The 19345-nt window shown below is 49.4% G+C and carries 20 protein-coding genes and 1 pseudogene; 13 read left to right on the top strand and 8 right to left on the bottom strand.

Annotation, left to right across the window (positions count from 1 at the left end):
* Positions 1 to 2: 2 nt before the first annotated feature.
* From MK185_12690 to cobU, 3 genes are all read right to left on the bottom strand, one after another.
* Positions 3 to 677 carry an alpha-ribazole phosphatase family protein gene (locus tag MK185_12690; GenBank protein ID MCH2041482.1) on the bottom strand — a complete coding sequence of 225 codons (675 nt, stop codon included), beginning with the start codon at positions 675 to 677 and terminating at the stop codon, positions 3 to 5.
* A 1-nt stretch (position 678) separates the two neighbouring features.
* Positions 679 to 1737: a nicotinate-nucleotide--dimethylbenzimidazole phosphoribosyltransferase gene (cobT, locus tag MK185_12685; protein MCH2041481.1), complete on the bottom strand. Its 1059-nt coding sequence runs from the start codon at positions 1735 to 1737 to the stop codon at positions 679 to 681.
* Positions 1738 to 1826: 89 nt separating this feature from the next.
* A complete protein-coding gene (gene cobU / locus MK185_12680; GenBank protein ID MCH2041480.1) occupies positions 1827 to 2417 on the bottom strand; it encodes a bifunctional adenosylcobinamide kinase/adenosylcobinamide-phosphate guanylyltransferase in 591 nt (196 codons plus the stop codon).
* Between the two features lie 28 nt (positions 2418 to 2445).
* On the opposite strand from cobU, the gene MK185_12675 reads away from it, so the two are divergent.
* Both MK185_12675 and MK185_12670 read left to right on the top strand, forming a co-directional pair.
* The gene (locus tag MK185_12675) at positions 2446 to 2829 is read left to right on the top strand and encodes a PilZ domain-containing protein (GenBank protein ID MCH2041479.1); all 384 of its coding nucleotides are present in this window, start codon (positions 2446 to 2448) and stop codon (positions 2827 to 2829) included.
* 107 nt (positions 2830 to 2936) lie between these two features.
* Positions 2937 to 3908, top strand: a complete 972-nt coding sequence (locus tag MK185_12670) for an ROK family protein (GenBank protein MCH2041478.1) — start codon at positions 2937 to 2939, stop codon at positions 3906 to 3908.
* An 82-nt stretch (positions 3909 to 3990) separates the two neighbouring features.
* On the opposite strand, the gene ampE is transcribed toward MK185_12670, so the two are convergent.
* Together ampE and ampD are read right to left on the bottom strand one after the other, a co-directional pair.
* The gene (gene ampE, locus MK185_12665; GenBank protein MCH2041477.1) at positions 3991 to 4866 is read right to left on the bottom strand and encodes a regulatory signaling modulator protein AmpE; all 876 of its coding nucleotides are present in this window, start codon (positions 4864 to 4866) and stop codon (positions 3991 to 3993) included.
* A 9-nt stretch (positions 4867 to 4875) separates the two neighbouring features.
* Entirely contained in the window at positions 4876 to 5454 is a 579-nt protein-coding gene (gene ampD / locus MK185_12660; protein ID MCH2041476.1) for a 1,6-anhydro-N-acetylmuramyl-L-alanine amidase AmpD, read from the bottom strand.
* Positions 5455 to 5644: 190 nt separating this feature from the next.
* Here ampD and MK185_12655 point away from each other — a divergent pair, with 190 nt between their 5' ends.
* The 10 genes and pseudogenes from MK185_12655 (at position 5645) to yacG (ending at position 14303) form a co-directional block, all read left to right on the top strand.
* Entirely contained in the window at positions 5645 to 7012 is a 1368-nt protein-coding gene (locus MK185_12655) for a sodium:alanine symporter family protein (protein ID MCH2041475.1), read from the top strand.
* 123 nt (positions 7013 to 7135) lie between these two features.
* Positions 7136 to 7984 (top strand): carboxylating nicotinate-nucleotide diphosphorylase, encoded by an 849-nt coding sequence (gene nadC, locus MK185_12650; GenBank protein ID MCH2041474.1) that lies wholly within the window; start codon positions 7136 to 7138, stop codon positions 7982 to 7984.
* Between the two features lie 70 nt (positions 7985 to 8054).
* A complete protein-coding gene (locus tag MK185_12645; GenBank protein ID MCH2041473.1) occupies positions 8055 to 8750 on the top strand; it encodes a hypothetical protein in 696 nt (231 codons plus the stop codon).
* Between the two features lie 225 nt (positions 8751 to 8975).
* Positions 8976 to 9095 (top strand): annotated as a pseudogene (locus MK185_12640) (prepilin-type N-terminal cleavage/methylation domain-containing protein).
* Positions 9096 to 9104: 9 nt separating this feature from the next.
* Positions 9105 to 9446: a pilin gene (locus MK185_12635; GenBank protein ID MCH2041472.1), complete on the top strand. Its 342-nt coding sequence runs from the start codon at positions 9105 to 9107 to the stop codon at positions 9444 to 9446.
* Between the two features lie 168 nt (positions 9447 to 9614).
* Positions 9615 to 11309, top strand: coding sequence for a type IV-A pilus assembly ATPase PilB (gene pilB, locus MK185_12630; GenBank protein MCH2041471.1), 1695 nt, complete (start codon positions 9615 to 9617; stop codon positions 11307 to 11309).
* 28 nt (positions 11310 to 11337) lie between these two features.
* Positions 11338 to 12570, top strand: coding sequence for a type II secretion system F family protein (locus MK185_12625; GenBank protein ID MCH2041470.1), 1233 nt, complete (start codon positions 11338 to 11340; stop codon positions 12568 to 12570).
* Complete coding sequence (locus MK185_12620; protein MCH2041469.1) at positions 12570 to 13451, top strand: A24 family peptidase; 882 nt, start codon at positions 12570 to 12572, stop codon at positions 13449 to 13451. The genes MK185_12625 and MK185_12620 overlap by 1 nt, the downstream gene beginning before the upstream one ends.
* A gap of 53 nt (positions 13452 to 13504) precedes the next feature.
* Positions 13505 to 14101 carry a dephospho-CoA kinase gene (gene coaE / locus MK185_12615; protein ID MCH2041468.1) on the top strand — a complete coding sequence of 199 codons (597 nt, stop codon included), beginning with the start codon at positions 13505 to 13507 and terminating at the stop codon, positions 14099 to 14101.
* Between the two features lie 13 nt (positions 14102 to 14114).
* On the top strand, positions 14115 to 14303 hold the full coding sequence (yacG, locus tag MK185_12610; GenBank protein ID MCH2041467.1) for a DNA gyrase inhibitor YacG: 189 nt from the start codon (positions 14115 to 14117) through the stop codon (positions 14301 to 14303).
* Positions 14304 to 14308: 5 nt separating this feature from the next.
* Here the strand turns inward: yacG and MK185_12605 are convergent, their stop codons facing one another.
* On the bottom strand, positions 14309 to 14857 hold the full coding sequence (locus MK185_12605) for a PadR family transcriptional regulator (GenBank protein MCH2041466.1): 549 nt from the start codon (positions 14855 to 14857) through the stop codon (positions 14309 to 14311).
* A 154-nt stretch (positions 14858 to 15011) separates the two neighbouring features.
* Here MK185_12605 and MK185_12600 point away from each other — a divergent pair, with 154 nt between their 5' ends.
* Positions 15012 to 16658, top strand: coding sequence for an NAD(P)/FAD-dependent oxidoreductase (locus MK185_12600; protein MCH2041465.1), 1647 nt, complete (start codon positions 15012 to 15014; stop codon positions 16656 to 16658).
* A 117-nt stretch (positions 16659 to 16775) separates the two neighbouring features.
* On the opposite strand, the gene MK185_12595 is transcribed toward MK185_12600, so the two are convergent.
* On the bottom strand, positions 16776 to 17201 hold the full coding sequence (locus MK185_12595) for a copper chaperone PCu(A)C (GenBank protein ID MCH2041464.1): 426 nt from the start codon (positions 17199 to 17201) through the stop codon (positions 16776 to 16778).
* A gap of 125 nt (positions 17202 to 17326) precedes the next feature.
* The gene (locus tag MK185_12590) at positions 17327 to 19333 is read right to left on the bottom strand and encodes an EAL domain-containing protein (GenBank protein ID MCH2041463.1); all 2007 of its coding nucleotides are present in this window, start codon (positions 19331 to 19333) and stop codon (positions 17327 to 17329) included.
* Between the last annotated feature and the right edge of the window lie 12 nt (positions 19334 to 19345).

The raw sequence follows: 19345 nt of genomic DNA, 5'->3' as shown, positions 1-19345 counted from the left end.
TGTTATCCATCCCCCAGAATGGTGTGGACACGATCATCACTCAGCTCTTCACCATCCATCGCCAGCAGCGACACCCAGTGCCTGGTTTTACCATTTTCTGACGTGTGATCCACTTTAAAGCGAATCAGCGCGGCGTAAGGAATGGCCAACCGATTCATCGCCTGCGGATCAAGCTGCAGCAGGTGTTGCATCAATACGCGCATCACACCACCGTGATTAACCAATAACAGATGTTGTCCCGGATACTTTGCTAACAACGCCTCCCAGGCGGCAACAATACGCTGTTGAAAATCAGGAACAGACTCACCATTCGGAGCGCAGAATGACATGGGTTGCTGCCACATTTTCTGCGCCTGATGGGAATGTTGTTTAAATACTTCATCGACCGGTTTATTTTCCCAATCGCCGTAATCAATTTCCTGCCAGTCGCTCACTTCGGTACAAGGCAACGCCCGATCGCTCGCCAGCCAATAAGCACTGTCGCTGCAGCGCTGTAATGGTGAAGTGATGATTTGTTGCCAGTTTTGTCGATGTTGTTTTACACGCGCCTGAAACTGACGTTTTCCGGTTTCGGTCAGAGGCAAATTTACCCGGCCACGAAACACGTTACCGCCATCCGGCTCTCCATGACGAATCAGATCGATATAAGTCGTTGTAACGTTACTCGAATCGTTCATATCAGCTGTCCGCTCCTGAAACGTTAGCCTGGGCAAACGTTGCCATTTGATTGTGTAACGCCAGCGCCTGACGAATCAGACTGATTGCCACTGCAGCACCGGAACCCTCGCCCAGGCGCATGCCCAGATCGAGTAACGGCCTGGCACTGAGACCCGCCAGCAAAGACTGATGCCCCGGCTCTGCAGAACCATGACTGAACATCAGCCATTCACGCACCGATGGGTTTAATTTCACTGCCAATAGTGCCGCGCTGGTGGCAATAAAGCCGTCAACTAACACCGGAATTCCACGTTGTGCCGCACGAACGTATGCACCGGCAATAGCACCGATTTCAAACCCACCCAACTGCACCAGCGCATCCAGTGGCTGTGTGTATTGTTGCTGTGCACGGTCCACACTGGCGACCAGAATTTCACGTTTATGATCCAGCGCCGCGCCGTCAACACCGGTTCCCGGGCCCACCAGCTCAGCAACACTCTGGGATAACAGCAACGCTGAGATGCCACTGGCAGCAGAAGTATTACCAATCCCCATTTCACCGGCCATGAAGAAATCACAACCAGACTGTTTCAACCGATCAACCTGGTCAGCTCCGATGGCTAACGCTTGCTCAGCCTGTTGTTGTGTCATCGCTGGCTGCTGAGAAAAATCGGCCGTACCTGGCGCTACCGGCGCATGCACCACACCCTCTAATTGATCGCACGGGATGGCCGTACCACAGTTAACCACCGACAGTTCAAATTGATTGAGCCGTGACAGCACTGAAATGGCAGCACCACCAGCAACAAAGTTCTTCAGCATCTCAACCGTCACCGCTTGCGGAAACGCAGAAACGCCCTGAGCCACCACACCATGATCGCCAGCAAACACCACACAATGGGGCTTTCGGATTTCAGGGTGAGGCTGACGCTGATAAGCGGCCATCCGGGTAGCCAACTGTTCCAGCTGACCCAGTGCACCGGGTGGTTTCGTCAGTTGGTTCTGATGTTCCCAGGCCTTTGCGAGACTGGTTTTGTCGATATCAGCAGCGGCAGCCTGCCACCAGGATTCTGTAGTCATAGTGATACGTCTTTTATTCGTCGTTTTTTATCGGTTGTTTTTCGTTAACGTTCTGCGGCATTTTTTTCAGACATGGGTCAAGCAACCCATCAGTCAGATAACAAATGCAGGGGTGGGCAGGCTGCGCCCGACTGCATTTGACCATTGCGCTTCAATGCCATCGGCAAACCTGCAACCACCAGCGTGACATCATTGGCCAACGCTGCGATGTCCTGGTGCAACCAACCGGCCTCATCAACAAATCGACGACTCAGTTCACCCATGGGGACCACGCCCTGACCCACTTCATTACTCACCAGAATAACCCGCTGCCTCATATTGCCCAGCTGTTGCAGCAACTGCTCTTTTTGCTCGGGCCAGCATTCGCTGTTATCCGCTAACAAACAATTGGTCAGCCACAACGTCAGACAATCCACCAGAATCACCGCATCCGGATGGCTGCTCTGAATATCAGCCAGACATTGTGCCAGATTGACGCTCTCTTCCCGGGTAAACCAATGTGCCGGGCGCTCATCGCGATGACGTTTAATACGATCCGACATTTCACCATCACCAGCAAATGCCGTCGCAACGTAGACCACCGGCGAGAGCCCCAATTGCTCGGCGCGACCTGTCTGCTGCTCACCGTAGCGGCTTTTACCAGAACGGGCGCCACCTAAAACCAATTCAATCGCGTTCATGTGCCAATAACTGATCTATAGTTAAAACATGGATTTAACCACAAAAGAGAGCGGTTTGATGACTCCCGAGCACCCCACTTCTGACAAAGAGCAGCGCATGCACCCTCGCTGGACACTGAAAAGTACGGTCAGTGTGTTTGAACATGGCAGCAAAGAATATCTGGGGTTGCTGGTCGATTGCTCTGAAACCGGCATAATGATTTCCAGTTATGAAGCATTGGCTCCGGGCACCACCTTCGAACTGGACCTGGTTGATATCCCGCCCAATATTGACGGGCGCCGCACGGGTAACTGCATCGCTGAAGTAGTGTGGAGCGATAAACTGACGCCCAGTCTGTACGGCAACGGCTGCACCATCAGTGGCGCAACAGACATGTTAAAAACCATGATGAAAAGCTACAGCCATAACTAACGACAACTGCGGCCGTTCAAAGACCCATCTCATCTTACTCAGCAGCATTCCCGACCGCTTGAATCTACCTTACACTGCGCCTGTTGAATTCTGCAGCAGGCCTTTCAATGACACGCACCACAGTGCCGGGTAAAACCTCCAACTTAAACGCCACGACACAAACGGAATTCCGGTTTGGTATCGATCTCGGCGGCACCAAAACTGAAATCATCGCACTGGATCAACAGGGAAATACTCGCCTGCGTCGCCGCACTGCGACACCCGCTGATGACTACCAGCAAATCGTCAGCAATATCGCCACCATGGTGCGCCAGGCAGCCACAGAGCTGAATGCAGAATACACCCTGGGAGTTGGAATTCCCGGAGCCATCAGCCCAGCGACTGGTTTGGTAAAAAACGCCAACACGGTGTGTTTGATTGGCCAGGACTTGCAGGGAGATCTGGAACGGGCACTGGGACATGACATTATCATCGCCAACGACGCCGATTGTTTTGCTTTGTCAGAAGCCACCGACGGCGCGGCCGCGGGCAAAGCATCGGTATTTGCCGTGATTATTGGCACCGGCTGTGGTGGGGGCTGGGTCATCAATGGTGGGCTGGTCAGTGGCCCGAATGCCATCAGCGGTGAGTGGGGTCACAACCCGCTTCTGTGGCGTGAGCAACAGGATTCGGAAATTGCCTGTTATTGTGGCCAATCGGGCTGCATCGAAACGTTATTATCTGGCCCCGGATTGCGCCAGCAAGCTGCACAAGAAACCGGCATCGATCAAAGTGCCGAAGCCTGGGATACACAGGCAAGGCAGAGCAATGCCCAGGCCCAGCGGGTAATGAATAACTACCATCGGCGTCTGGCAAAAGCGCTGGCGGGCGTCATTAACACCCTCGATCCACACGCGATTGTATTGGGTGGTGGGGTTTCCAACATCGATTCGATTTATCAGCAGGTACCACAAATCTGGGGCGAGTTTGTCTTCTCAGATACGGTAGTAACACCACTTCTGAAAGCCAGATACGGCGACTCCAGTGGTGTCCGCGGCGCGGCATGGCTGGGAGCTGAGATAAAAAAGCGCGGACGATGAGAATATTCTCTGTTGAACAAGGTGCTGTGTCGTTCACCTACATGAGCACACAGCAACACAGCTCCGGGGCAATCGATCCTGGTTAAAGCAACCAACCGCCGATGGTGGCAAATGCAATCCCTACCATCCAGATCGACATACTGCGTAAATGCAGATAATGCCACTCCTTTAACTCGGCCACGGCAGATTCGGCATCTTCATCAACACGGTGCCACTCTTTTTCTTCACCGTTGTGAGTTAAGGCACTACAAGCAACCTGATACAACACGTCGGCACTGCTGGCCTGTGTTTGCCACAAAAAACGCTGCCACACAGGCAAAGCACGCATAAAGTTTCCAGCCAGGCCAAAAGTGAGTCCTAATAAACGCGCCGGAATCCATTCAAGAAAATGCAAATAACGCCAGGCTTTGGCATCGCAGTCACTGGCACGAGCGTATTGCACACTGAACCAGGCCAGTAATACCCCGGCAACGTCAGCCACCATGTACCAGAAGACCATCAAAAAGAAATACTCAAACCAGCGGTGCAACAACACTTTTATAACCTGAACATTTAACGTGCTGACGTCGTTGGTGATATCAATTTCCGGTACCGCCAGATATTGCTCGGCGCAACGATAAGCGCCCTGTGTATCACCACGCTCCAGATCTTTTACATAAGCTTCAAAGTGACGCTCAAAACTGATGTGAGATAACACGTAAAGCAACAGTGCCACTTCAAAGATCGCCGCCCACAAGCCCCAGCTGTATTGTTCAATAAAAACGAACGCTGCTGCGCCGCCAACGGTTGGCAGAACAACCAGCAAAAAGTATTTCAGATGGCGCGGTAAGCGGCCAAAAAAAACCCGCGTTGACCAGAAAGACAACCAACTATGAAAGCTGCGACTTCGCGCGCTGCGTCGTGGCAAGGTCAGATTGTTCTGCAAAAATAAGGCAATAAACACAATCAAAAACTTCATCAGGCTTCCTTATGGTTCTCTGTCTGCTGGCGATCGGTTGATGGGTATAACACTGATACTGCGCCGGTAAGCTGGCCAATCAAATGCTGGGCCAGGATCGGTTTTTCTCCCGGGTGCAATATGCTCATGTCCGGTAATCCGCTCAGCAGTTATCTTTGGGTAAGCAGTCATGAGCGCTTGGGTAACTTCAGCAAGCGCCCGATATTGTTCATCACTGTAGGGGGTATGATCAGTGCCCTCCAGCTCGATGCCGATAGAATAGTCGTTGCAGTTATCGCGCCCGACAAAGCAGGAAACTCCGGCATGCCACGCTCTGTGGTTAAAATTAACAAACTGAACAATATGCCCGGTGCGTTCAATTAACAAATGACTGGATACCTGCAACCCGTCAATTTCTCTGAAGTAGGCGTGATCATCAATACCAAGACGATTCTGAAAAAACTGCTGAACATACCCTCCACCAAACTGACCGGGTGGCAAACTGATGTTGTGAATAACTAACAAAGACACTTCATTTTCAGGCCTTACGCCATAGTTGGGGGAAGGTAGCCATTCGGCTTGCTGCAATAGTCCATTTTCAACGTTCATAACACTCAGCCAGTTTTATCTGGTCATACTCTAAGTCAATTTTCCCGATATAAACAGCAACAGAGAGGCTTTCCAAGCGACTGAAAATAAATCTATCCGCACGGTCAAAAAAGTAGTTTCCCGCATTGGCTTAGCAGAATTGCGGGGATATAGTGTGAAATCTAAAAAACAGATAAAGAAGGAGCTGAGAATGGAAGCACTTAATAATCTGATCAGTCAGATCAATGCTTTTGTTTGGGGGCCCCCAATGTTGGGGATGCTGGGCGTAACCGGTGTGCTGCTGACCGTCGGTATGGTGTTTATGCCCTGGCGCAAAGTCGGTTACGGCTTCCGTCAGTTGTTCTCGGACCAGAATGACAGCGAACGTGGTGATGTTAAACCGTTCAACGCGCTGATGACTGCCATGTCCGCGACCGTCGGTACCGGTAATATTGCTGGTGTGGCGACAGCAATCGCGCTGGGGGGACCGGGCGCCATCTTCTATATGTGGGTCATTGCGTTATTCGGCATGGCAACCAAATACGCTGAAGCGGTGTGCGCTGTAACCTATCGTGAAGTCGATGAAAACGGCAAACACGTTGGCGGCCCAATGTATTATCTGCGTAATGGCGTGGGTGAGTTTGCTCCGGAGATGGGTAAAACGCTGGGTGTACTGTTCGCTATCTTTGGCGCAGTTGCCGCGTTTGGGATCGGCAACGCGGTTCAGGTAAATTCAATGGCTGCGGTGCTGGACGACAGCTTCAGCATTCCAACCTGGGTCACCGGTGTTATCGTTGCGGTACTGGTTGGTGTTGTTGTACTGGGTGGCATCAAACGTATTGGTGATGTGGCGGGTAAACTGGTTCCGGCCATGATCGTACTGTATGTTGGTGCATCGATTGTTATTCTGCTGATGAATGCCAGCGAGATTCCAAATGCATTCGCCATGATCTTTAAGTACGCCTTCGAGCCTGTCGCAGCAGTTGGTGGCTTTGCCGGTGCAGCGGTTGCAGCCGCCATTCGTTTTGGTGTCGCACGTGGTGTGTTCTCCAACGAAGCGGGGCTTGGTTCAGCTGCTATTGCCCACGCAGCCGCAAAAACCAATAACCCGGTTCAGCAAGGCGTTATTGCAATGCTCGGTACCTTTATCGATACCATTATTGTCTGCACCATGACTGCGTTGGTCATCCTGACCTCCGGCGCCTGGATGGCAACAGGTGCTGACGGTATTGGTCTGACGGGCGCCGTGTTAACCTCCGAAGCCTTCTCAAGCACCATTACCGGCGGCGATTATGTGGTCACCGTGGCTCTCGCCGTGTTTGCATTTACGACGATTCTTGGCTGGTCTTATTATGGCGAGCGTTGCTGGCAATATCTGTTCAGTGAAAAAACCCTGATCATCTATCGCGCAATCTTTGTACTGGCGATTCTGGCGTTTGCCAACGTTAAAGTCGATTTCGTCTGGAATCTGTCAGACACGCTCAATGGTCTGATGGCTATTCCGAACCTGGTTGGGCTGCTGTTACTGGCACCGATGGTGTTTAAAGTAACCCGCGAGCATTTCGCTAAGAACGACTGACCCCTTCAGCAGGCAGAGTGCCTCTGCCTGCTTTCTCCGATCTTCCTTACCCAGCGCGATGCAGAAGCCCGACTTTCGGGTTAGAATGCGCGCAATTTTTAGTTTCAAGAAAGAGTTACCAACATGGACCTGAGCCTGCACACGTCTGATATTCACCAAGCCGTGGCCAACGCCTTATCCGAAGACATTGGCAGTGGCGATATTACTGCACAGCTGATTCCGGCAGAAAATCAGGCTCATGCACGTATTATTTGCCGTGAACGCGCCATCATTGCCGGTATTGACTGGGTTAATGAAGTGTTTCGTCAGCTCGATCCATCTGTAGCCGTTATCTGGCGTGTATCCGAAGGCCAATGGGTACGCCCAAATCAAACCTTATTCGAACTGAAAGGTTCCGCCCGTTCGTTACTGACTGGTGAACGCTGCGCATTAAACTTCCTGCAAAGCCTGTCAGGAACAGCAACACTGTGCCGTTTCTATGCAGATATGGTTTCAGGCACCCAGGTGAAGTTGCTGGATACCCGTAAAACCATTCCGGGCCTGCGCATTGCACAAAAATACGCCGTATCCGTGGGTGGATGCTTCAACCATCGCATTGGTTTGTACGATGCTTTCCTGATTAAAGAAAACCACATTATGGCCTGTGGTGGCATTCAACAAGCCGTTGCCCAGGCGCATATCATCGCACCGGGTAAACCGGTAGAAGTGGAAGTCGAAACGTTCGAGCAACTGGATCAGGCCATCGATGCCGGTGCAGACATTATTATGTTGGATAACTTCTCACCAGCGGCAATGACACAAGCTGTTGAACATACCCGCAATAAAACCAATGGCCGGGTCAAACTCGAAGCTTCCGGCGGTATCACTAACGCCACTCTGCGTAGTTACGCAGAAACCGGTGTGGATTACATTTCAATTGGTGCACTGACTAAAGATTGCAAAGCCGTGGATCTGTCGATGCGACTGATCTGATTTGGTCTGATTAAAAGCCTACCGACTTTTAAATAACAACAAGTCATAAGAAGAAATAAGAGAGCCAGCTATGTTGGGATTAACACATTTAAACCGCTATCAGGCATTCGGAATTCACTTTTTGGCCAGCTTGGTGGTCTTTGCCATTCTGACGGCGCTGATCTTTTTTTACTGGTTCCCCGGCATATTGCGGGTCGCAGACCCAAGCTGGCAACAAATCCTGATAGTGATTGCTGGTGTTGACCTGGTGCTCGGCCCCGCGCTGACGTTGATTATCTTCAACCCAGCAAAAAAAAGCTTAAAGATGGATTTATCCATTATTGCTGCTCTTCAGATTGCGGCTTTGGCTTATGGCTCTTACACCGTGCATAACACCCGACCGCTGGCACTGTCTTTATCTTTTCCTGCAGCAGGTTTTGAAATTCTCTACCACGATAAAGTCACACCAGAGTTGGCCGACTTTATTCAGCAAAACCCGCCAAGCCAAAAAACTGCCTGCACAAAACTGTATATCTATACCGGTGATGCACCATTTGGCGTCGATATCACTAAACTAGCAACCGAAGATCTGACTGAGCTGCCATCAGATAATTTTGCCGATTGGATGAAAAAGAAAAATGGCGCAGATTTTCTAACGGAAGATATCTATACCTTGCCCCTGGGTTTTAGCAGCTCATATCAGGTTAATTTATCAACAACCGGGGAATTAATCGGCTGGAAATCAATCATAAAAACATCAACGCAGACACCCGCCGACAGTAAGTGACAAAATTTGTCACTTACTGCATTAAAACTCCTTCCCCCTGAATCATCAGCAATTGTAAAAACCCTTAATTCAGGGGCCTGCACAGGCTTGCAGAAAAAAAAGAACATTGGCACACTCTTGGCTATGTTATTCAACGTAGTAACTTATCAGGGAGCTGGCTTTGTTCTTAATTGAAAAAGATCAGCCCCGTAATAACAACATCTCACAATGAGAGTGGAGAATAGTATGAAAACTATGCAAAAAGGTTTTACCTTAATCGAACTGATGATCGTAATTGCGATTATCGGTATTCTGGCTTCTGTAGCGATTCCACAGTACCAGAACTACATTGCCCGTTCCGAAGTTCAAACCAGCTTGGGTGACTCTCGCGGCATCGTACTGGCTGTAGAAGATTATGCTGGTCGCTACGGTAAACTTGCTGCTGATGCCACTGCTCTGACCGGTTATACTGGTTTCGCACCTGCTGCTGATATGTCTACGAACCCAAAATGGACTGTTGCGGCTGATGCAACTACTTGGGCTATTACTGTAACATTCTTAAGTGGCGCATCGAGTGCTCTTAACCAAACCGGCGCAGACACCTATACTTTGACCCCTACTGTAACTGCATTCAGCGGCACAGCTGGTAAAGAAAGTGTATCATGGGCCGTTGGTGGAACGGTACCTGCTCAATACCAGCCGAACATCACTGATTAATTCGGTGTAAGCGAAAGCCTTCTAATAAAAACCCAGTGCTAATTGGTAGTACTGGGTTTTTTTATGATTTCTATTATTCAGTTTCCGACTAGACTAAAGGGCACCTAGCTACACAAACTTTTGTCTGGTATGTTCTTCTGAAATAGCAATTAGTGTCAGGCTTACAAAATGAGCGGTATCTCCGGTTTACCCAAACGCTTAGTCGAACAAAATCTAATCGATTCCAGCCAAGCCATACAAATATTAGAAAGCGCTAAAAAAGACAAAGTTAGCTTTGTTAGTGCTGCAGTTAGATCCGGCAAGATTAAAGCGAAGCCAATCGCAGTACTCGCTTCGGAAGAATTTGGCTTACCGGTTCTGGACTTATCCGCGTTTGATTTTGATCTTGCACCTCAAGATCTGGTCAGCAAAGACCTGATTGAAAAACATCGCGTTCTTCCTCTTTTCTCTCGCGGTACACGCCTGTTTGTCGCACAAAGCGATCCATCTGCCATGATGGCGATTGACGAAATCAAATTTAATACAGGCATGAATATCGAGTCGATATTGGTCGAGGAAGATAAACTCGCAAGTGCCGTTGAAAAATTTCTGAGCGACAATGACAATTCATTTGGTGATCTTGATGGCGAGCTGGATGACGTTGACCTTGAAGACCCTGATGAAGAGCAGAAAAAGCGCGAAGCTGAGCAAGAAAATGCTGATGATGCCCCCATTGTAAAATTTATCAATAAAATGCTGCTCGATGCCATTAAGATGGGCTCATCCGATCTGCATTTTGAACCCTATGAAAAACGCTACCGCATTCGTTATCGAACCGATGGTGTATTACACGAAGTGGCCAGCCCACCGGTTAATCTGACTGGTAAAATTGCCGCCCGTCTGAAAGTGATGTCGCAGATGGATATTTCCGAGCGCCGCATCCCCCAAGATGGCCGGATTAAAATGAAAATATCCAAAACCAAAGCCATCGATTTCCGGGTGAATACATTACCAACCCTGTTCGGTGAAAAAATTGTATTACGGATTCTTGATCCCTCTTCTGCTCAGCTAGGCATCGACATGCTGGGTTATGAACCGGCTCAGAAAGAGCTGTATATGGAAGCGTTGGGCAAACCCCAGGGGATGATTCTGGTTACGGGTCCAACCGGCTCTGGAAAAACGGTATCACTTTATACCGGGCTCAATATTCTCAATGTGGAAGGCACCAATATTTCAACCGCAGAAGACCCGGTTGAAATCAACCTGGAAGGTATTAACCAAGTTAACGTCAATGCCAAAGTAGGTCTGGATTTCGCTTCAGCGCTGCGTTCTTTCCTGCGTCAGGACCCGGATGTTGTGATGGTGGGCGAGATCCGGGATCTCGAAACTGCGTCAATTGCAATTAAGGCGGCGCAAACTGGCCACATGGTGATGTCAACGTTACACACCAACAGTGCGCCGGAAACACTGACTCGTTTAGCCAATATGGGGGTTCCTAACTTCAGCATTGCTACTTCCGTTAGCCTGATTATCGCTCAACGTCTGGCCCGTCGATTGTGCCCAGCCTGTAAGAAACCCGCGGATATACCGGCAGAAACGCTGAAAGAAGCCGGTCTGACAGAACAGCAGATAGCTGAGGGCGAGTTTTATCAGGCAGTGGGCTGTGACAGCTGCAAAGAGGGTTACAAAGGCCGTGTGGGTATTTACGAAGTTGTTAAGATTACCGATCCAATTTCCCGTATTATTATGGAAGGTGGTAATGCCATTCAGATTTCCGATGCGGCACGGGCTGAAGGCTTTAACGATTTACGTACTTCAGCTTTGATGAAAGTGGCTGCTGGCGTTACCAGTCTGGAAGAAGCAAGCCGTGTAACCACGGACTAATGTAAAGAGACAAACGGTTCAGTTTGATATGGCGAAGAAAATAAAATCAGCCAATTTCGTTTGGGAAGGTACCAACCGCAAGGGGATGCCGGTCAAAGGCGAAATCGTTGGCCAGAATGCAGCCATGGTTAAAGCCCAACTGCGAAAGCAAGGGGTTAATCCACAAAAAGTTAAAAAAGCTCCTCAGCCTTTATTTGGCCTGGGTGGTGGCGGTGCCAAAGGCAAGAAGATTAAATCTGCTGATATCACCTTCTTTGTGCGCCAAATGGCAACCATGATTAAGGCGGGTGTCCCGCTGGTTCAATCATTTGATATCGTTGCTGATGGCGTTGATAACCCAACCATGAAAGCGCTGATTTTTGAGCTGCGTGATACAGTTTCAGCAGGTAACGACTTCGCTTCGGCTCTGAAGCAACGCCCGGACCTGTTCGATGACCTGACCTGCAACCTGGTGGAAGCTGGCGAACAAGCCGGTGCACTGGAAACTATGCTGGATAAAGTCGCCAACTACAAAGAAAAAACGGAAGAATTAAAGTCAAAGATCAAAAAAGGCCTGACTTATCCAATCGCCACGTTAACCATTGCGTTTGCTGTAACGGCATTACTCCTGATTAAAGTGGTTCCCACCTTTGAGGATATGTTCAGCAGTTTTGGTGCCGAACTGCCAGCACCAACACAATTTGTTGTGATGTTGTCGGAAATGGCGCAAGCCTACTATATCCCGGTGCTCGCCATATTAGCGGGAACGATATTTGGCTTCAGCTATATGATGAAAACTTCTCAGACCTTTAAGGATAGCTTTGAACGGGCAACGTTAAAGTTTCCGATCTTTGGCGATATGATTCGCAAAGCCGCGGTTGCCCGTTACGCGCGGGTTTTATCCACTACTTTTGCTGCGGGCGTCCCCTTGGTAGAAGCTCTGGATTCGGTCTCCGGTGCTGTTGGTAATGTGGTGTACCGCAATGCGGTACTCAGTATTCGTGACGAAGTAGCCACCGGCCAGCAAATGCACTTTGCGATGCGTGCTACCGGCGTATTCCCCAATATGGTGATTCAGATGACCAGCATCGGCGAAGAATCTGGCGCCCTGGATACCATGCTTGATAAAGCTGCCACCTACTTCGAACAGGAAGTTGATGACGCCGTAGAAGGCATGACCGCTCTGATGGAGCCCTTTATTATGTCCTTCCTTGGTGTGGTGATTGGTGGTCTGATTTTGGCGATGTACCTGCCGATCTTCCAAATGGGATCCGCGATGTAATGGAAACCCTGTTGATGTATCTGCAAAACCACCTGGCTGCCCTGGTGGTTTTTGTTTTTATCTTGTCTTTATTAGTGGGCAGCTTCCTCAACGTTGTTATTCTGCGTTTCCCAATCATGCTGTTTCGTGGCTGGAAGCAGGAATGTGACGAATTCAGTGAAAACATGCCAAAACATCCGGCTTTGGATGATTTATCCAAGCCCTACAACCTGGTTAAACCGGATTCACATTGCCCAAAGTGCCACGCACCGGTAAAAGCCTGGCAAAATATTCCGGTAATCAGTTACTTATTACTCAAAGGCCGATGCGCCGGCTGTGGTACCAAAATCGGCTTACGCTACCCGGTGGTTGAACTGGTCACCGCCGTTATGAGTGCCATGTTATTGCTGGTATTCCCGTGGGGATGGCAATTGGCGGCGATGCTGGTGTTTACCTGGTTGTTAGTCAGCATGTCGGTGATCGACATCGACCATCAGATTCTGCCTGATGGTATGACTCTCGGCTTGATGTGGCTGGGTTTACTGGTGAATACTCAGGGACTCTTTGTTGATCTGGAAAGTGCCGTGGTAGGCGCTGCTTGTGGTTATGGCTCACTCTGGTCGGTGTTCTGGTTATTTAAGCTGGCCACCGGCAAAGACGGAATGGGCTATGGTGATTTTAAATTATTGGCAGCACTTGGCGCATGGCTGGGTGTGACAGCACTGCCGCTGATCATTCTGCTGTCGTCGATTGTCGGTGCCGTTGTTGGTATTGCCGGAATCCTGATTATGGGTCGCGACAAGAATCTGCCAATTCCATTTGGTCCTTATCTGGCTATGGCTGGTTGGATTGCCGCATTGTGGGGTGAACAGATAATTGGTTGGTACTTAGGTACCCTATAACCGCGTCCTGAATCTGTTGTTATGCTGAAAGTGTGATTTTTTAGAGTACTGTTATGTGGGTATTAGGCTTAACCGGTGGTATTGGCAGCGGTAAAACTGCTGCCAGCGATTATCTTGCAGAGAAAGGCATCGCCATCATCGACGCCGATGTGGTTGCCCGCGAGGTTGTTGAGCCTGATCAGCCTGCATGGCAGGCCATTGCGAAACGCTATGGTGAGGATGTTCTGCTTTCGGATAGGTCACTGAATCGCCCCTGGCTTCGCCAGAAAGTCTTTTCTGAGCCGAAAGAGCGCCAATGGTTGGAGTCACAAACTCATCCGCGTATTAGGGACTCCATCATCAATCAGCTACAGCAAGCCGAATCCCCCTACTCGGTACTGGTATCACCGCTGCTGTTTGAAAGCGGTCAATTCCAGCTGACTCAGCATACCTTGCTGATTGACGTCCCCGTTGAACTTCAGGTACAACGCGCCTGTAAGCGCGACAGTAACAATGAAGAGCAGATCCGCAATATCATTTCTGCTCAAATGAGCCGCGACGACAAACGCGCCAAGGCAAACGATATTGCAGACAACAGCAGCGATTTACCCCACCTGTACCAACAGCTGGACACGCTGCATCAAACGTATCTGAAACTGGCTGAGGCCTGATCGGGAAAACCATATGAAAGTCCAATGCCCTACCTGCCAGAAAGACGTGGTGTGGCAACCAGAAAGTAAATACCGCCCTTTTTGCAGTGAGCGATGTAAACTGATTGATCTCGGGGAGTGGGCCAGTGAGCGTCATGCCATTCCCGGAAAGCCGGCAGACGAAGTCTTGATGTCAGAACAATTAAATGACTTCAAGCTCTGACACCTTCAACAAGGCGCTGGTTGTCGTTCGATTACCTGCTGTGCTTCTTCTGCCCAGGCTAACCAGGCATTAACATGATGAATACCACGACGCAAAGTCAGGTATCGCAATTGGTAAAGCTGCTGATCTTGCTCAGTCATAGCCTGGTACTGTTGTTCAATCTGCAACAACACCGATAACGTCTTCTCATGGGTATCTTTTTGCTGCTGCAGGTCTTTCAGTACATAGGTTTTATCGACCAGATGTCCACCGTACAATTTCAACAGCAGACTATCGTTGACCTTCATTGGCTTACAACTTTGCTGCATCCAGGCAATTAACGACTGACGACCCATATCGGTAATCCGATACTCTTTGCGATCGGGCTTGCCCTGCTGACTGACGTCTTCAACACCAATCATGTCATCGTTAAGCAGACCTTTTAATTGCTGGTAAATTTGCTGATGACTTGCCTGCCAGAAAAACCCCATATGCTGCTGGAAACGTTTATGCAGGTCATAACCCGAGGCCGCCTGCTGATCAAGCAGCACCAAGATGGCATGTTTTAACGACACACTGTTCTCTCATCTCTTACTTTTCATTCGAATCTGATGAATTCTACCTGAATTACGCCAATGCTATGCAATTTATTGCATAGCGCTTCAATTCGGGTTAGCCTGACTCAATCGATATGCAACTTATTGCATAAAAATAATAAGGAGATAGCAGATGGCTAGGGTCAAAGTTCGTACCGGTAAACGCTTCCGTCGGGACAAAGCAGAGAATCAATTTGACGTTATTGTGGTTGGCTCAGGCATGGGCGGCCTGGCGAATGCCGCCTTATTGTCACTGCTTGGGTATAAAGTTGCTGTACTTGAGCAGCACTACACCGCCGGAGGCTTTACCCACGCTTATCACCGCAATGGCTATGAGTGGGACGTGGGCGTTCATTATGTTGGTGAGGTCCACAAACCCTCAACATTGCGCCGGGTATTCGATGTCATCAGCGAGAGTCGGTTGAAATGGGCCGCAATGGAGCCTGAATACGATCGCATTATTCTCGGTGAAGAAGAATATGGATTTGTGGCAGGACGGGATGAATTTGCCAACATGTTGAAACAACGCTTTCCCGGCGAAGAACAAGCCATTGATGACTACATTGAACTTATTCGTGAGATCAGCCGAAAAACACCAAAATTCTTCGCCGGTCAGGCGATGCCTCCCTGGTTAGCCAGAGTCTACAATCTGGTTCGTCCAATGTTGGTTCCCAAAGAGTTCTTCCAGACCACGCGAGACGTTCTCGAAGGAATGACCAGTAATCAGCAACTGATTTCCGTGCTGACCGGCCAATGGGGTGACTATGGTCAGGCACCGGCCGATGCGGCATTTCTGATGCATGCTCTGATTGCAAAACACTACCTGGCGGGAGGGGCCTATCCGGTTGGTGGCTCATCGGATATCGCGCGCTCGATTATCCCAACCATCCAGAAAAGCGGTGGAGAGGTATTCACATACGCAGACGTTGAGGAAATTCTGGTTAAAAGTAACAAAGCGTATGGGGTTCGATTGGCCGGTGGTCATGAACTTTATGCCGACCGTATCGTAAGCAACGCAGGCTTCTATAATACCACCCAACGGTTATTACCCAATGACGTTAAACAGAGGCTGGGCGTGGAAAAATGGAGCGAACAGGTCCAGTTATCCAGCTCTCACTTTGGTATTTATGCCGGGTTTAAAGGCACCGCAGAAGAACTGGGTATAAACACCACAAACCTTTGGATTTACCCAGATGGTAAACACGAAGAAAATCTGCAACGTTTCCACGATGATCCAGAGCAAGATTTCCCGATCGTATATATTTCGTTCCCGTCAGCGAAAGACCCGGATTGGAATAACCGTTACCCGGGTAAGTCGACGGTAGAAATTGTAACCATGGCGAAACACGAATGGTTTGAACAGTGGAAAGATGAAACCTGGGGACAACGCGGTGAAGAATACGAAGCTATCAAAGAAAAATTCAGCCAGCGTTTATTAGAAGTATTATTTAAACGCATGCCGCAACTGCGCGATGCACTGGATTATTACGAGTTATCAACGCCACTTTCAACAGACTGGTTCCAGAAGGCCACCAAAGGCGAGATCTATGGTTTGGACCATTTTGTTGATCGATTTAAAAAACCGTTTCTGCACCCGGTAACACCGGTTAAAAACCTGTATATGACTGGCGCAGACGTAATGACTGCCGGTGTCGGAGGTGCACTGATGGCAGGATTAATGACAACTTGTGCAATGCAAGGTCGTAAAGCCAATGAAGTACTAAAGTTGTTAAAAGAGTATCAGGAACCAGAACCGGAAGCGCTTCCTGAAGGTGCCTGACAGGTTTTACTGCAAGGTATTTCCATTCTTGTTAATAAGAGACATGCAAAAAGGTGGCTGTTATTCAGCCACCTTTTTTCGTATTTAAATCGAGTCGGTATTGTCTGGCGGGTCACATTATTTGATTGAACGCAGCTTCGCAGTTACGGTTTCACAGTCACCGTTTTTAAAACATAATTTCAGTGGTAATGCTTCTGCTAATGGCAGATTCAGTTTAAATAGCATCAGATGTAAACCACCTGGCTGCAATTCAACGGTTTCCCCCGCGGGAATTTCCAGCGCCTTCAGCTGTCGCATACGCATGACGCCGTTATCGTGAAGATGCGTATGAATTTCAATTAACCCGGCCCACTCTGCATGGGCACTCACCAGAGTACGGTTTTTTTCGGATTCATTTTCTATTTTAAGGAAAGCCGCGCTCATGTAACGTCCGGGAATTGGTTCACGCACATAGGCGTCTTCAATTTCCAGAGAGTCAGCCACGACAAACACAGGGGATAACAGCAGTGCGATAGCAACAACAGAGCGTAGGAATTTCATCATTATTTCTCCACCAGAATCAGGCATATGGTCTTCAATCAGACCAACACAATAGCGCCGTTTAAACAGTGAATACCAGTGACGAAATGTCGCATCATCCTCAGTATTTGACGAATAACTCGACCTGTTCAGGTCACTTGCCAATGTTGTGCTTGTGTCAGATCAGCCATGGGCTTACTGAAGAAATAGCCGCTCATACCATCTACACCCGTTGAGCGCAGCGTTTCTACATCCGACTTTTCTTCAAGACCCTCACCGAGTACTAACAGGTCCAGATTGTGGGCAATTTGTACCATCGACTGAATAAAAAACTTGTGATCCTGAGCCTTGTGTAACCCACGGTTAAAGCTCCCGTCAATGCGCACATAGGCTAGGGGTAAACGCTGCAGATAAGCAAACGCCATACTGCCTGTGCCAACCTGGTCAATACCGACGTTAACACCATAATCATTTACCAACAGTGCAAGTCGCGCCAGTGCAGACTCCATGTTTGCCAAAGCAAACTCGGGAATTTCCAAAGCAATCATCGCAGCAACGTCGCGATACTGATGCAATAATTCCATTAACTGTTGGTGGAAATGCTCATCCATCACCGACGCTGGTGAAATATTTATGCAGTATTGAGGGTATGATTTAGCATTTCCCAACGGGCTCTGCTCAGCCTTGTTCAATGCCGTAAGCACTTTCTCAACAATGCATAAATCATAGGCCGATGCCATTTGATGCTGCTCAACCATTGGCCAGAATCGAGCAGCAGATAATGTTTGCTGCTGCCACTGAATGCGGCTGAAGACTTCAAACTGCAGTAGTTCCTGACTGCGATTGCTGACAATCGGCATAAACTGCAGCTCAATCGCTTTTTCTTTTAACACTGCTTCCAGTAACGATTGCCATTCGTGAGCCGCCCACTCCTGCTGATTATCGGCTTGCTCGCCATACAACTGCGCACGCGCTTCAGGATGACGCTGAGCCTGACGCAATGCTGCATCTGCTTTCATCAGCGCCGGTTGAATGGCTTCATGCTGAGCCTGTAAGAATACGGCACCAATATGAAAAACTAACTGCTCGCCCGACGCTTCCTGACGTTGTGATAACGCACCGGCCGCCAGCTCGGAGAATGTCTGCTGCAGCATATCCTCAGCCTGACGACGATCACTGCAGGGCACATAGAGAGCAAAGTCAGCGCCTGAACGACGTCCTATCAGAGCATGCTGGTGCTGCTCACGCCATTCAGACAAGGCCACCGCCAGCGTGCGCAAACGGTCATCGCCTTCCTGCCGGCCGTACTTCTGATTAAACTCTGCAAAATTATGCAGTTGTAACAACATCAGAATACCGGAGTGTTCGGCCTCCCCCTCCAGAACGTGAGCAATACGCCGGTCAAAACCACTGCGGTTCGGCAGTCCGGTAACCGAATCCTGAAAAGATTCTTCACGCAGCTGGTCAGCCATCGCCGACTGCTCTTCAAAAATGCTACGTAACTTGCGCACCATTTTATTCATCGCCAGTACCATACGGCGTAACTCCCTGGCCCTTGGGATATCCTGTTGTTCCTGCCAGTCTTTCTCACAAATCGCCAGGGCCTGCTGCTCGACACGCTGCAATGGACGAAATAGCCAGCCCAGTAATAGTTGTAAAGCCACCAGACTGACAACCAACACCCAGGCGAACCAAACCAGCTCAGCACGCACCATGGCCCACAAATCGCGATAAGCAAAATCGCTGTGACTGATGACTTTGACGCTGCCCAGACGCTGCCAGCCACGGGTTACGTCAGCCTCCGCAGCGACCAGATTGAGATCCACCCAGGTAATAAACCAGTTGGGGGCTGGTGCCTGCTCAAGCGCCTGGCGTGCACGACGGTGCAGAGGCTGACCGTCTAACCGGTTGAATTCAATTTCGGCAAAAAAACCACGATCAAACAACACATCGATGACACGCGATAACTGCACATCATCAGCGGTGTTCACTTGCGTCATCGACAACGCCAATGATGTCGCCGCATCATAGGCGCGGCCATTAAGCTGCTGTTGAAAATAATCACGACCGTTCATCACTGTCACTAATAAATTGCCTGCAAGCAGCGTCACAACCAATAAGCCGGTCAGAATTGAAAATTGTTGCTTCAGTGTCATGGCCAGACTTCC

It is taken from the genome of Saccharospirillaceae bacterium (assembly GCA_022448365.1).
Lineage (GTDB): Bacteria > Pseudomonadota > Gammaproteobacteria > Pseudomonadales > Oceanobacteraceae > Bacterioplanoides.
This window is presented reverse-complemented; position numbering and strand designations above follow the sequence as displayed.

Excerpts from the sequence above, each read along its gene's own strand:
- MK185_12690 (MCH2041482.1), bottom strand. The coding sequence starts at position 677 with ATGAACGATTCGAGTAACGTTACAACGACTTATATCGATCTGATTCGT.
- cobT (MCH2041481.1), bottom strand. The coding sequence starts at position 1,737 with ATGACTACAGAATCCTGGTGGCAGGCTGCCGCTGCTGATATCGACAAA.
- cobU (MCH2041480.1), bottom strand. The coding sequence starts at position 2,417 with ATGAACGCGATTGAATTGGTTTTAGGTGGCGCCCGTTCTGGTAAAAGC.
- MK185_12675 (MCH2041479.1), top strand. The coding sequence starts at position 2,446 with ATGGATTTAACCACAAAAGAGAGCGGTTTGATGACTCCCGAGCACCCC.
- MK185_12670 (MCH2041478.1), top strand. The coding sequence starts at position 2,937 with ATGACACGCACCACAGTGCCGGGTAAAACCTCCAACTTAAACGCCACG.
- ampE (MCH2041477.1), bottom strand. The coding sequence starts at position 4,866 with ATGAAGTTTTTGATTGTGTTTATTGCCTTATTTTTGCAGAACAATCTG.
- ampD (MCH2041476.1), bottom strand. The coding sequence starts at position 5,454 with ATGAACGTTGAAAATGGACTATTGCAGCAAGCCGAATGGCTACCTTCC.
- MK185_12655 (MCH2041475.1), top strand. The coding sequence starts at position 5,645 with ATGGAAGCACTTAATAATCTGATCAGTCAGATCAATGCTTTTGTTTGG.
- nadC (MCH2041474.1), top strand. The coding sequence starts at position 7,136 with ATGGACCTGAGCCTGCACACGTCTGATATTCACCAAGCCGTGGCCAAC.
- MK185_12645 (MCH2041473.1), top strand. The coding sequence starts at position 8,055 with ATGTTGGGATTAACACATTTAAACCGCTATCAGGCATTCGGAATTCAC.
- pilB (MCH2041471.1), top strand. The coding sequence starts at position 9,615 with ATGAGCGGTATCTCCGGTTTACCCAAACGCTTAGTCGAACAAAATCTA.
- MK185_12625 (MCH2041470.1), top strand. The coding sequence starts at position 11,338 with ATGGCGAAGAAAATAAAATCAGCCAATTTCGTTTGGGAAGGTACCAAC.
- MK185_12620 (MCH2041469.1), top strand. The coding sequence starts at position 12,570 with ATGGAAACCCTGTTGATGTATCTGCAAAACCACCTGGCTGCCCTGGTG.
- coaE (MCH2041468.1), top strand. The coding sequence starts at position 13,505 with ATGTGGGTATTAGGCTTAACCGGTGGTATTGGCAGCGGTAAAACTGCT.
- yacG (MCH2041467.1), top strand. The coding sequence starts at position 14,115 with ATGAAAGTCCAATGCCCTACCTGCCAGAAAGACGTGGTGTGGCAACCA.
- MK185_12600 (MCH2041465.1), top strand. The coding sequence starts at position 15,012 with ATGGCTAGGGTCAAAGTTCGTACCGGTAAACGCTTCCGTCGGGACAAA.
- MK185_12595 (MCH2041464.1), bottom strand. The coding sequence starts at position 17,201 with ATGATGAAATTCCTACGCTCTGTTGTTGCTATCGCACTGCTGTTATCC.
- MK185_12590 (MCH2041463.1), bottom strand. The coding sequence starts at position 19,333 with ATGACACTGAAGCAACAATTTTCAATTCTGACCGGCTTATTGGTTGTG.